10 protein-coding genes are annotated in these 12,307 nt (G+C 71.8%); 6 read left to right on the top strand and 4 right to left on the bottom strand.

All coding sequences use genetic code 11. The features are described 5' to 3' along the window. Positions 1-203 precede the first annotated feature (203 nt). On the top strand, positions 204-1,910 hold the full coding sequence (locus HUX53_RS01025) for an FAD-dependent oxidoreductase (RefSeq protein ID WP_176401273.1): 1,707 nt from the start codon (positions 204-206) through the stop codon (positions 1,908-1,910). Between the two features lie 153 nt (positions 1,911-2,063). On the opposite strand, the gene HUX53_RS01020 is transcribed toward HUX53_RS01025, so the two are convergent. Both HUX53_RS01020 and HUX53_RS01015 read right to left on the bottom strand, forming a co-directional pair. Beyond that, positions 2,064-3,272, bottom strand: coding sequence for a hypothetical protein (locus tag HUX53_RS01020; protein ID WP_176401272.1), 1,209 nt, complete (start codon positions 3,270-3,272; stop codon positions 2,064-2,066). Between the two features lie 88 nt (positions 3,273-3,360). Next, positions 3,361-3,954: a lytic polysaccharide monooxygenase gene (locus tag HUX53_RS01015; RefSeq protein ID WP_176401271.1), complete on the bottom strand. Its 594-nt coding sequence runs from the start codon at positions 3,952-3,954 to the stop codon at positions 3,361-3,363. 274 nt (positions 3,955-4,228) lie between these two features. On the opposite strand from HUX53_RS01015, the gene HUX53_RS01010 reads away from it, so the two are divergent. Both HUX53_RS01010 and katG read left to right on the top strand, forming a co-directional pair. Next, complete coding sequence (locus HUX53_RS01010; protein WP_176401275.1) at positions 4,229-4,621, top strand: Fur family transcriptional regulator; 393 nt, start codon at positions 4,229-4,231, stop codon at positions 4,619-4,621. A gap of 31 nt (positions 4,622-4,652) precedes the next feature. Further along, positions 4,653-6,845 carry a catalase/peroxidase HPI gene (gene katG / locus HUX53_RS01005; protein WP_176401270.1) on the top strand — a complete coding sequence of 731 codons (2,193 nt, stop codon included), beginning with the start codon at positions 4,653-4,655 and terminating at the stop codon, positions 6,843-6,845. 51 nt (positions 6,846-6,896) lie between these two features. Here the strand turns inward: katG and HUX53_RS01000 are convergent, their stop codons facing one another. Further along, positions 6,897-7,316, bottom strand: coding sequence for a Fur family transcriptional regulator (locus tag HUX53_RS01000; RefSeq protein WP_176401269.1), 420 nt, complete (start codon positions 7,314-7,316; stop codon positions 6,897-6,899). Between the two features lie 108 nt (positions 7,317-7,424). Beyond that, positions 7,425-8,657, bottom strand: coding sequence for an Ig-like domain-containing protein (locus tag HUX53_RS00995; protein ID WP_309236986.1), 1,233 nt, complete (start codon positions 8,655-8,657; stop codon positions 7,425-7,427). A gap of 341 nt (positions 8,658-8,998) precedes the next feature. Between HUX53_RS00995 and HUX53_RS00990 the strand changes: the two genes are divergently transcribed. The 3 genes from HUX53_RS00990 to HUX53_RS00980 all read left to right on the top strand — a co-directional run. After that, positions 8,999-10,402 carry a sugar transferase gene (locus HUX53_RS00990; protein WP_176401268.1) on the top strand — a complete coding sequence of 468 codons (1,404 nt, stop codon included), beginning with the start codon at positions 8,999-9,001 and terminating at the stop codon, positions 10,400-10,402. Then, positions 10,399-11,688 (top strand): O-antigen ligase, encoded by a 1,290-nt coding sequence (locus tag HUX53_RS00985; RefSeq protein WP_176401267.1) that lies wholly within the window; start codon positions 10,399-10,401, stop codon positions 11,686-11,688. The genes HUX53_RS00990 and HUX53_RS00985 overlap by 4 nt, the downstream gene beginning before the upstream one ends. After that, positions 11,685-12,307 (top strand): lipid II flippase MurJ (locus tag HUX53_RS00980; RefSeq protein WP_303623140.1); only part of this gene is annotated, 623 nt, incomplete at its 3' end. The genes HUX53_RS00985 and HUX53_RS00980, both read left to right, overlap by 4 nt.

The following is a 12,307-nucleotide window of genomic DNA, read 5'->3' as shown; positions in this document are numbered from 1 at the left end:
TCGTCCACTCCTATCTCTCCACCGCCGGCAAATGGGGCCTGGACAAACTCGACGCCCTCCACCGACTCTTCAGCACCGGGCCCTGGCTACCACCAGCCACAGCACCTCCTTCAGGCTGAATAGCTACGTTGCTCCGCGTGCATGGCGGACGACTCCGCGGAGGGTCCACACTCGGGGCCTTCCCGCGACGAAGGTGGTGTGCGATGTCCGGTGACGCCGACGACTTCGACGTGATCGTGGTGGGCTCCGGGTTCGGCGGCAGCGTGTCGGCGCTGCGGCTGGCCGAGAAGGGCTACCGGGTCGCCGTGATCGAGGCCGGACGCCGCTTCGACGAGGACACGCTGCCCAAGACGTCCTGGCGGCTGCGCAAGTACGTGTGGGCTCCCCGCCTCGGGATGCGCGGGATCCAGCGCGTCCACCTGGTCGGCGGCAAGGCCGGTGTGCTCGTGCTGGCCGGCGCCGGCGTCGGCGGCGGCTCGCTCGTCTACGCGAACACCCTGTACGTCCCGCCGGAGCCGTTCTTCAAGGACCGCCAGTGGGGCCACATCACCGACTGGCAGGACGAGCTGAAACCGTTCTACGACCAGGCCAGCCGCATGCTCGGCGTCACGACGAACCCCCTCATAACCCCCGCCGACGAGGCGATGAAGCGGGTCGCCGACCGGATGGGCGTCGGCGACACCTACCACCCGACCCCCGTCGGCGTGTTCTTCGGCGAGAAGCCCGGCGAGGACGCCGACGACCCGTACTTCGGCGGCGCCGGCCCGCGCCGGACGACCTGCACCGCCTGCGGCTCCTGCATGATCGGCTGCAAGGTCGGCGCGAAGAACATGCTCACCAAGAACTACCTGTATCTGGCGGAGAAGGCGGGCGTCCAGGTCATCCCGGACACGACGGTCACCTCACTCTCGCCCAGACCGGACGGCGGCTACGAGGTGGCCACCGAGCACACCACACCGCTGCGCAAACGCCGCCGCACGCTGACCGCCGAGCACGTCGTCCTCGCCGCCGGAACGTACGGGACGCAGCGGCTCCTGCACCGCATGCGCGCCGCCGGCCGCCTCCCGCACCTGTCGCCCCGCCTCGGCGAACTCACCCGCACCAACTCCGAGGCGCTGCTCGGCGTCGAGCGCATGACGGTGTGGCACCGCAAGAAGGACGTCGACCACAGCACGGGCCTTGCGATCACCTCGTCCTTCCACCCGGACGAGAAGACCCACATCGAACCGACCCGCTACGGCGCCGGAAACAACGCGATGGGCGTCATCCGCACCCTCCTGGTCGACGGCGGCGGCGCGCCCCGCTGGCTGAAGTTCCTCGGCCAGTCCGTCCGGCACCCGACCATCATCCTGCGCGGACTTTCCCTCAAAGACTGGGCCAAGCGGACGGTCATCGCGCTCGTCATGCAGACCGCCGACAACTCGATCACCCTCGACGAGAAGCGCGGCCGCCTGGGCCGCCGCAAGCTCGTCGCCCGCCAGGGCGACGGCGAACCGAACCCGACCTGGATCCCCGTCGCCCACGACGCCGTCCGGATGCTCGCCGAGGAACTCGACGCCACCCCAGGCGGGACGTGGTTCGACCTGTTCAACATCCCGACGACCGCGCACTTCATCGGCGGCTGCGTCATCGGGGAAACTCCGGAAACCGGCGTCATCGACCCGTACCACCGCGTCCACGGCCACCCGGGCCTGCACATCGTGGACGGTTCGGCGGTCACCGCGAACCTCGGCGTCAACCCGTCCCTCACCATCACGGCCCAGGCCGAACGCGCCATGGCCTTCTGGCCGAACCAGGGCGAAAAGGACCCCCGCCCCGAGCCCGGCACCGCCTACCAGCGCATAGACCGCGTCATGCCCACCAAGCCCGCCGTCCCCGAAACCGCCCCCGCCGCCCTCCGCGCGCCATAGCCGAACTGCGACGAGTAAGAACTCATCGGCGGATTGGTCGCGCCATGCCCGGTCAGTCCGCTGTCCTGAAGCCGCGCCGCCGCGCTAGTGCGCTGTCCACGGACGTCGGCCGGGTCGGCTGCTCGTGGTCAATGAACGTTGATGCTTGCCGTGCTAGTCCTCGGGGTCGGACTGCTCGGTGGGGGCCTCCGGGGCCGGGCGGTGGGTGGCCTGGTGGACGCGGACGGCCAGGATCGCGCGGGCGAAGCGGCCGGCCAGCTCGCCGTCCATCTCCTCCGGGACCTGGTCGACGCCGATCAGGCCGCCCGGCTGGGCGACGACCGCGGCGGAGTCGCCGACCCGTACCCCGCGGCCGTCGTCGAGGTCCTCCACGGACGGCAGGTCGAGCGCCGCCCGCAGGGTGTCCTGCAGCGCGCGGACGGTGGCGGCGTCGCGGTCGATGCGGATCTCGGCGGCGTCGGCGCGCTCCTCGGCGGCGTCCGCGCGTTGCTCGGCCCGGTCGGCGCGGGCCATCGCGGCGAGGATGCGGTCCTCCGCCGAGTCGGCGAGCTGCTCGGCGCGCTTGGCACGGGTGGCGTGCTCCTCCGCCCGGCCCGTGGCGGCGTTGCGCTCCACGGTCAGCCCGGCGACCTCGCCCTGGACGACGCTCAGCTCGGCGCGCAGCCGCCGCTCGGTCTCGGCGGCGGCCTCCAGCTTGGACCGGGCTTCCGCCAGCTCGGACCGGACGTCCCGCAGGTCGCCGCGGGCGGCGGCGAGCGCGCTCTGCTCGGCCGACAGCCGCGTGGTGAGGTCGTCGCGCTCACGCTCGGCGTCGCCGCGGGCCTGGTGCTCGGTGCTCCACGCCGCCTCGGCGCGCTTGCGCAGCCCCTCGGCGCTCGCGGCCTCGTTCGCGGACGTGGCGCGGGCCTGCTGGTGGGCGCCGGCCTCCTTCCACGCGTTGGCCTCGCTCTCCTGCGCCGCGGTGACGCTCGCCTTCGCGGCGGCGAGCGCCTTCTCGAACTCCTCGCGCGCCTCGGCGGTCTCCCGCCGGGCCTCCTCGGTGCGGGCCTCGGCCTCGGCGGCGCGCGCGTCCGCGTCCAGCGACTGCTTCCGGGCGCCGCTCGCCTCGGCGAGGGCCTGCTCGGCGTCGTCGAGGACCTTGCGGACCTCGCCGTCCAGCCGTCCGCCCAGCGCGGAGGCGAGGGTCGCGAGCTGCGTCACCAGCCCCGCGAGCCGTTCGACGTCCTTGCCGAACGCCCGCACGGGCCCCGGATCGGCCCGGCCGGCCGTGCTGCGCTCCGCGGGCTCGTCCTCGCCGTCGCTCGGCAGCTGGAGAGGCGCGGTCAACACGCTCTCGTCCAGGGCCTCTTGATCTTCGCGCACGCGAGCATCCTAGTGAAACGTCCCGGTTTGCACCTCCCCCCGCGCGCTCCTTTCTCGCCGTCCGCCCCACGGGGGCACCGCGCGGACGTCAGCCGAAGTCGAGGTCGGAGCACTGGTAGAAGGCGTTGCCGGTGTCCGCGATGTCCCAGACGGCGAGCAGGATGTGCCTGCCGTGCCGCTGCGGGAGGGTGCCGCTGTGGGTCGTCGGGTTGGACGGCTGCCGGCCGCCGTAGTTCACCTGGATGAACGGCGTGAGGTCCAGCGCGGCGCGGGTCAGCGGCTGGGTGATGTCCCAGCCGTCCTTGGTAACGAAGTAGCGGAACGACGTGGTGGAGTGCCGGGCCGTGAACTGCCAGACGATGTTGAAGGACTGGCCGCCGGTCACCGACGTCGCGGGCCAGCCGGTGCCGCCGCGCTGGTCGTCCAGTGGTGCCCACCGCCCGTCCGCGCCGGCGCAGATCTCCCCGTCGCGTGGCCCGCGCTGCGGGAACCCCTTCGGCCCTTCGACGCCGTCCGGGTCCCACTGGACCTGGCCGCAGTTCCGGACCTGGTGAGTGCCGCACAGGTAACTGCGGCTAGGCGGGGACGTGGTGAACCCGTGCGACCACGCCGGCACGGCGAGCGCCAGCGGCAGTGCGGCGGTCACGGCCGCGGCCACGGCGAGGCTGGTCTTCCTTGGCATCCTGCTTCTCCTTGGCGGGGAGGCACGGCGCATCGCACGCGTGCCTGGAGGGCGAGCCGTCCCGTCGGACGGCCCTGTTCACAGGAAGCTGAATCGGCCGCGTCTCCGTCAACGCGCCTGGCCGAGCCGGTCACGCACGGCCAAAATCCAGGCAGGCGGTGCACAGCACGGGCCCGCGCCGTCCCGTCCCAAACTTGGACGACTCCTTATCTTGACTCATTCAAGAAAATGGGCCAGGCTGGCTCGCGTGGCGACACCCTTGGAGTTCCGGGAGATGCTGCGCGAGGCTGATCTGCGGGTGACCCGGCCGCGGATCGCGGTGCTGCGCGCGGTGCACGCGCATCCGCACGCGGACACCGACTCGATCATCGGCGCCGTGCGCGGCGACCTGCCGAAGGTGTCCCACCAGGCCGTGTACGACTCGCTGCGCGCGCTGACGGCGGCGGGCCTGGTGCGGCGCATCCAGCCCTCCGGTTCCGTGGCGCGCTACGAGTCGCGGACCGGTGACAACCACCACCACGTCGTCTGCCGGTCGTGCGGCGCCATCGCCGACGTCGACTGCGCCGTCGGCGAGGCCCCCTGCCTGACCGCCTCGGACGACCGCGGCTTCGCGATCCACGAGGCCGAGGTCGTCTACTGGGGCCTGTGCCCCGACTGTCCCTCCTGATCCACCCCTGCTTCGTCCTGGAAGGAAGCACATGGCTGAGAACACCGAAAGCGCCGGCGGCTGCCCGGTCGTGCACAGCGCACGCGCCCCGCACCCCACCCAGGGCGGCGGCAACCGAGGCTGGTGGCCGAACCAGCTCAACATGCGGGTGCTCGCCCCGCAGCCGTCCGAGACCAACCCCTACGGGGAGGCCTTCGACTACGCCGAGGCGTTCAACAGCCTCGACCTGCCCGCCGTGAAGGCCGACATCGCCACCCTGCTCACCGACTCGCAGGACTGGTGGCCGGCGGACTTCGGCAACTACGGCCCGCTCATGGTCCGGATGGCCTGGCACAGCGCCGGCACCTACCGGGTCCACGACGGCCGCGGCGGAGCCGGCGGCGGCCAGCAGCGCTTCGCGCCGCTCAACAGCTGGCCGGACAACGTCCTCCTCGACCGCGCCCGCCGGCTGCTGTGGCCGGTCAAGAAGAAGTACGGCAAGAGCCTGTCCTGGGCCGACCTGTACATCCTGGCCGGCAACGTCGCGCTGGAGTCGATGGGCTTCAAGACGTTCGGGTTCGGCGGCGGCCGCGAGGACGTCTACGCCCCCGACGAGAACGTCTACTGGGGCCCCGAGCGCGAATGGCTCGCCGACGAGCGCTACACCGGCGACCGCGACCTGGAGAACCCGCTCGCCGCCGTCCAGATGGGCCTCATCTACGTCAACCCGGAGGGCCCGAACGGCAACCCGGACCCGATCGCCGCGGCCCGCGACATCCGCGAGACGTTCCGCCGGATGGCGATGAACGACGAGGAGACCGTCGCGCTGATCGCCGGCGGCCACACCTTCGGCAAGACGCACGGCGCCGACCCGCACGCCAACGTCGGGCCGGAGCCGGAGTCCGCGCCGCTGGAGCAGATGGGCCTCGGCTGGAAGGGCACCTACGGCACCGGCAAGGGCGACGACGCGATGGGCTCCGGCCTTGAGGTCACCTGGACCGACACGCCCACCACCTGGGACAACAGCTTCTGGGACATCCTGTTCGGGTACGAGTGGGAGCTGTTCAAGAGCCCCGCGGGCGGCCAGCAGTGGCGGCCCAAGGACGGCGCCGGCGCCGGCACCATCCCGCTGGCCCACTCCGACGGCACCACCCACCCGACGATGCTGACGACGGACCTGTCGCTGCGCTTCGACCCGATCTACGGGCCGATCTCGGAGCGGTTCAAGAACAACCCCGACGAGTTCGCGGACGCCTTCGCCCGTGCCTGGTACAAGCTGACGCACCGCGACATGGGCCCGGTCGTCCGCTACCTCGGCCCGGAGGTCCCGGACGAGGAGCTCATCTGGCAGGACCCGGTGCCCGCCGTCGACCACGAGCTCGTCGACGACGCGGACATCGCCGACCTCAAGCAGCGGGTCCTCGCCACCGGCCTGTCGGTGCAGCAGCTGGTCACCACCGCGTGGGCGTCGGCCGCGTCGTTCCGCGGCAGCGACAAGCGCGGCGGCGCCAACGGGGCCCGCATCCGCCTGCAGCCGCAGAGCGGGTGGGAGGTCAACGAGCCCGACGAGCTGGCGCAGGTGCTCGGCACGCTGGAGGGCGTCCAGGCGTCGTTCAACGCCGGCGGCAAGAAGATCTCGTTCGCCGACCTGATCGTCCTCGCCGGCTGCGCGGGCGTCGAGAAGGCCGCGAAGGACGCGGGCCACGACGTCACGGTGCCGTTCACGCCGGGGCGCACCGACGCCACGCAGGAGCAGACCGACGTGGAGTCGTTCTCCGAGATGGAGCCGACGCACGACGGGTTCCGCAACTACGTCGGCAAGGGCAACCGGCTGCCGGCCGAGTTCCTGCTCGTCGACCGGGCGCAGCTGCTGAACCTCACCGCGCCCGAGATGACGGTGCTCGTCGGCGGCCTGCGGGCCATCGGCGCGAACTACCAGCAGTCCAAGCTGGGCGTGCTCACCGACCGTCCCGGCGCGCTGACCACCGACTTCTTCGTGAACATGCTCGACATGAACATCACGTGGGAGCCGACGTCCGAGGACGCCGAGACCTTCGAGGGCCGCGACGCCTCCGGCGAGGTCAAGTTCACCGGCAGCCGCGTCGACCTGCTGTTCGGCTCGAACTCCGAGCTGCGCGCGGTCGCCGAGGTCTACGGCGCCGACGACGCGGACGAGAAGTTCGTGCAGGACTTCGTCGCCGCGTGGCACAAGGTGATGAACCTGGACCGGTTCGAACTCGCCTGATCCGCCCGAACGCTTCAGGCCGGCCCGCTTCCCGGGTCGGCCTGAACGTCGTTAGGGACGGCAGTTGGGGCAGAGCCCCCAGAACGTGACGTCGGCCTCGTCCACCAGGTACCCGGCCTCGTCCACCGGCTCCAGGCAGGGCGCGTGCCCCACGACGCAGTCGACGTCCTTCACCGACCCGCAGTCGCGGCACACCAGATGGTGGTGGTTGTCGCCGACGCGTCCCTCGAACCGTGCCGGGCTGTCGCCCGGCTGGATGCGCCGCACGAGCCCCGCCGCCGTGAGCGCGTGCAGCGCCTCGTACACGGCCTGCAGCGAGATGTGCCCCACCCGGTCGCGCACCCCGCCGGCGATCGACTCGACATCGAGGTGATCGCCCGTCCGGACGGTCTCCAGCAGCGCGACGCGGGCGGCCGTCACCCGCAGCCCGACACCGCGCAACTCCTCGGCGATGCCCTGCGACGCGGTCATACCCCACCTCTAGACGCGCACGATTCCCGACAACGAATGACAAAAGTGTAGTCGAGGCCCGCTAACCCCTAGAAAACCCGGTGGTTGGACGTCCGTCCCGCCGCCCGGTCAGGCTCTGGTGGTGGTTATTGGTTTGCCGAGGGCGCTGCCCTTGGTCCATTTGGTGAAGGGGAGTTGCCAGTAGCCCCAGCCGTTCGTCCACTGGAGGCTGCGCTTGGTGCCGGTGATGCTGACGATGTCGCCGCGGTAGGACCAGTGGAAGAACCACTGGGCGTCGGCGGCGGGGGAGCGGACGCAGCCGTGGCTGCAGTTGCGGTTGCCGAGGCAGGTCGGGTCGTCCATGTTCTGGTGGATGTACTCGCCGCTGTTGGAGATGCGGGTCGCCCACGGGACCTTCTCGTCGTACCAGCCGGGGTCGCCCTTCTTCTTGCCCGGCGGGCGCATGCGCTCCAGGCGGACGTGGTCCATGGTGAGGTGGACGCCGCTGGTGGTGAGCAGGTGGTCGACGCCGTCGCGCTGGACGTCGCCGCCGGCGCCGAGGCTGACGCCCCATTTGCGGACGGTGCGGCCGTTCTTCTTGACGGTGAGCCGGTGCGTCTTCGCGTTGATGCTGATGACGTGGGAGTCGCCGACCTTGAAGGTGCGGGTGACGTCGCGGTCGCCGAAGACGCTGTCGCCGATCTTCAGGCCGGCGTAGTGGACCTTGACGGTGACGCGCTGGTGCGGCTTCCACGGGTGCTCCGGGCGGAACACCATCGAGGGCAGGCCGTTGAAGGACTCGCCGGCGCTCAGCCAGCGCCAGGCGCCCTCGGTGGGGGTGGTGGAGGAGATCTCGGTGGCGCGCTCGATGAGCGGCTTGGCCTTGTCGGGGACGGCCTTGGTGAACTGGACGAAGACCGGCATGCCGGTGCCGACCGTCTCGTTCTCGCTGGGCACGACGTTGTTGACGCGGGTGGCGGCGGTGGCGCGGCTGGTGCGGAACGCGCTGGTCGCGGTGGTGGACTTGCCCTTCGGGGACGTCGCGGTGGCCGACACCTGGTAGCGGCCGCCGGGCTGCAGCGTCCACGTGGAGTGCCACTTGGTCTTGTCGGCGGACAGGGCGCCGGGGACCTCGGCGCCCTTCAGCTTGACGGAGACGGCGCCGAGCGTGCCGCCGGCGGCGGTGACCGTCACGCCCTGGTCGGGGCGGGCCTCGCCGTTGCCGTTCGCCGGGGTGATCGTCACCTCCGGCGTGCCGGCGTCGCCGCCCTTCGCGGTCGTCCCGCCGGTCTCCCCGTCACCGCCGCCGCACGCGGTCGCCAGCCCCAGGACCAGCGCCAGCACCAACGCCTTTCGTCGCACCGTTCTCCCCCAACAGCCGGCCGGGCCCGCGTGTCGCGGGACGGCAACAAGATCGCTTACGGAACGGCCCTTATTCCCGGCCCGTCCGGAGGCGGGGCGGCACGGTGGCGACGTCCGATCACTTAGGACGTCCATCGTCCCGCGAAGGTTCGCGCGCGGGGGACGATTCGGCCGATCTTTCGTGGACCGCTGACCGTCCGGGCGCTCCGTCGATCTTCTCTTCAAGACTGTGCTGGGCGCGGTTAAAAGCGGCGATCCGCATGCTGACCAGTTGCGATGCTGGACCGTGGCCGCCCGCGACGGCCCCGCTAGGTGAACTTGGCTGTGAAGGGACGCGCGCGATGAGAGCCCAGGGGCTGAGTCCTTCCATCGACTCTGGCGGCGGCCCCGCTGATCTCGTTCCGGCGGGCCTCGACGTCCTGATGCCGGCCGGGCGCGGTGCGCGGACGCTGGCCGGTATGGGCCCGGCGTGCGTCGCCGTGGTGGACGGGTGGGCGATGGCCGTCGGCGCATCCATGTCGCGGGGCGGTGTGCTGGCGGGCCTCGCGGCGCTGGCCGTCGTCGTCTTCAACGCGTCCGGCGGGCTCTACCGGACGCGCCGCAGCCCGTCGCTGCTGGCCGACGCCCCGCCGCTGCTCGCCCGGATGCTCGTCGTCGGCGCCGTCGTCGCGGTGCTGCTGCCGCATCCGGTGGCGGCGCTGCTGTGGGCGGTGGCGGTGTCCGCGTCGATGTCGCTGGGCTTCCGCGTGTTCGTGAACGCGACCGTCCGGACCTACCGGTGCCGCCGGGCCCGGCCGCGCCCCGCGCTCGTCGTCGGGACGGGCGGGACGGCCGCGCACATGGTCGACATCCTGCGGGACCGCGGCGAGTTCGGCCTGTCGGCGGTCGGGCAGGTGGCGGCGGGACGTCCCGCGTCGGCGCCGGTGCTCGGCGAGACCGCCGACCTGCCGGCGCTCGTCGAGGAGCACGCGATCGACACGCTGATCGTCGTCGCCGAGGACGTCCACCCCGACCAGCTGGACGCCATCCTGCGCATCTCGTTCGGGCTGCCGTGCGAGACGCTGCTCGTCCAGCCGCCGTCGGACGTGGTGCCGGTGGCGCCGGCGCGGCGCGAGTACCTCGCTGGGCTGCCGTGCGCGCGGGTCGACTGGCGGCTCCGCGACCCCGCCGCCCGGTGGGCGAAACGGGCGCTCGACTTCGCGGTGGCGTGCCTGCTGCTGGTCGTCGCCGCGCCGGTCCTCGCCGCGTGCGCGCTGGCCGTGCGGCTGGAGGGCGGGCCCGGCGTGCTGTTCCGGCAGCGGCGGATCGGGCTCGGCGGCGAGGAGTTCGTGCTGCTGAAGTTCCGCACGCTGAAGCCTGTGGACGAGCAGGAGTCCGACACTCGCTGGACGGTGAAGAACGACGAGCGCATGGGACGCGTCGGACGGTTCCTGCGCAACACGTCGCTGGATGAGCTTCCGCAGCTGTGGAACGTGGTGCGCGGCGACATGAGCCTTGTGGGGCCGCGTCCGGAACGTCCCCATTTCGTGGAGCAGTTCGCCCGCACGTGCCCCGGCTACATGCTGCGGCACCGCGTCCCGGTGGGGATGACGGGGTGGGCGCAGATCCACGGGTTTCGCGGCGACACGTCCATCGAGCTGCGGGCGCGGCTCGACAACCACTACATCGACCACTGGACGTTCGCCGGCGACCTGAAGATCCTGCTGCTGACCGCGCGGGCGATGCTCTGCCGGGACGCCGGATGACCGTCCTCGCCCCGCCGCTCGCCGCCGCCCGGGTTCCGCGGCGTCCGAGCTGGCTGATCGCGGCGACCGTGGCGAGCGTCGGGATACCGCCGGGTTCGGAGGCGTTCGGGCCGGGCGTCCAGGTCACGGTCGGGGACGTCGCGAGCTGCGCGCTCGTGCTGGTCGCAGCGTTCCTGCTGGTGACCGGACGGGTCGAGATGCCGCGCCCGGCGTTTTGGGCGTTCGCACCGCTGGTGGTCGGTCTCGGCATCAGCACCGTGCACTCAGCGGACATCGGGACCAGCCTGGCCGGGTTCGTCCGCGACCTGCAGATCTTCGTGCTGGTGCCGCTGGCCGTCGTGCTGCTCGTCCGCGACCGCCGCGACCTCGCGATCGTGCTCTCCTCGCTGCTCGGCCTCGGGCTGGCGGAGGCCGGGTACGGGATCTGGCAGTCGGTCACCGGCAACGGCGCCTCGATGGGCGGGCAGAACATTCGCGCCGTCGGGACGTTCGGCGCGCTCGACGTGATGGCGATGTCGATCGTCGTCGGGTTCGCGTTCCTCATCCTGACCGCGTTCGCGCTGACCGCGCCCGGCCGCGGCCCCGCCGCCGTCCCGGCCGCGCTGGCGGGCCTCACCGTGATGGCCGCCGCGCTCGCCCTCGCGCTCAGCCGCGGCACGTGGCTCGCGCTCGGCGCCGCCGCCGTCCTCACCCTGGTGATCTTCAGCCGGTGGACGGCCGCCAAGGTACTGACCTGCTGCGCCGCGCTGCTGATCGTCATGGTCGCGGTCATGGGCGGCGGCGGGCAGGCCGTCATCGAGCGGTCCAAGTCGATGGCCGCCTCGATCAGCCACCCCGACCAGTCGGTGGACGACCGGTACAACCTGTGGGCCGCCGCCCTCCGGATCTGGGAGGACCATCCCGGCACCGGCGTCGGCGTGAAGAACTTCCCCGCCTACCGCGACACCTACGCCACGATCGAACTGTCGTCCGGCAGCGAGACCGCCGACTCCGTCAACGGGTACGTGCGGCAGCCGCTGCTTTCGCCGCACAACGAGTACCTGCTGTTCCTGTCCGAGCAGGGCATCGTGGGGTTCGCCGGGTTCGGCGCGCTGCTCGCGGTGCTCCTCGCCGGGCTGTGGACGCGCCGCCGCGCCCGCGACCCGTTCTGGCTCGCGAGTGTCGGCCTGCTGGCGTTCCTGCTGGTCAACTTCCTGTACGCGGACCTCGGCGGGCCGACCTGCGCGCTCACCGCCATCGTCATCGGCGCCGTCGCCGCCCGCGCGTTCGGGACGGTGCGCGAATGACCGCCGGCATGGGCTCCGTCGGACGCGCCGCCGCGCTGTCGGGCGTGCTCATCGCCGCGGGCACCGGCCTCGGCTTCGCCCGCGACCTCGTCATGGCGCACATGTTCGGCGCCAGCGAGAGCACCGACGCATTCCTAGTCGCCTGGACGATTCCGGAAACGGTGTCGCCGCTCCTCATCGAGGACGCGATGGCACTCCTCATGGTCCCCGTCGTCACCCGCCTCCTGGCACGCGGCGACGGCCTGCGCCCCCTGGCCGGCTCAACACTCCCGCGCATGGTGCTGGGCCTTTCCCTAATCACGCTGACGCTGATAGTCGCCGCCCCCCTGGTGGTGGACGTCCTCGCCCCCGGCCTGACCGACCACGGCCCGGCCGTCCAATGCGTCCGCCTAACGGCGGTCACCGTAGTGACGTTCGGCCTGGCGGGCTTCATGAGCGCAACCTTGCGCGCCCACCACATATTCGGCCCACCGGCCGCCATCTACCTCGCCTACAACATCGGCATCCTCGCCCTAATAGCGACCCTCGCCCCTTTCATAGGAATAACCAGCGCCGCCATAGGCGTAGCCTGCGGCAGCCTCCTCATGGTCGCCGTCCAAACCCCCGCCTTCACCCGCTG

Source organism: Actinomadura sp. BRA 177 (assembly GCF_013372625.1).
Classification (GTDB): Bacteria; Actinomycetota; Actinomycetes; order Streptosporangiales; family Streptosporangiaceae; genus Spirillospora.
This window is presented reverse-complemented; position numbering and strand designations above follow the sequence as displayed.

Excerpts from the sequence above, each read along its gene's own strand:
- HUX53_RS00985 (WP_176401267.1), top strand. The coding sequence starts at position 10,399 with ATGACCGTCCTCGCCCCGCCGCTCGCCGCCGCCCGGGTTCCGCGGCGT.
- HUX53_RS01015 (WP_176401271.1), bottom strand. The coding sequence starts at position 3,954 with ATGCCAAGGAAGACCAGCCTCGCCGTGGCCGCGGCCGTGACCGCCGCA.
- HUX53_RS01000 (WP_176401269.1), bottom strand. The coding sequence starts at position 7,316 with ATGACCGCGTCGCAGGGCATCGCCGAGGAGTTGCGCGGTGTCGGGCTG.
- HUX53_RS01025 (WP_176401273.1), top strand. The coding sequence starts at position 204 with ATGTCCGGTGACGCCGACGACTTCGACGTGATCGTGGTGGGCTCCGGG.
- katG (WP_176401270.1), top strand. The coding sequence starts at position 4,653 with ATGGCTGAGAACACCGAAAGCGCCGGCGGCTGCCCGGTCGTGCACAGC.
- HUX53_RS01010 (WP_176401275.1), top strand. The coding sequence starts at position 4,229 with ATGCTGCGCGAGGCTGATCTGCGGGTGACCCGGCCGCGGATCGCGGTG.
- HUX53_RS00990 (WP_176401268.1), top strand. The coding sequence starts at position 8,999 with ATGAGAGCCCAGGGGCTGAGTCCTTCCATCGACTCTGGCGGCGGCCCC.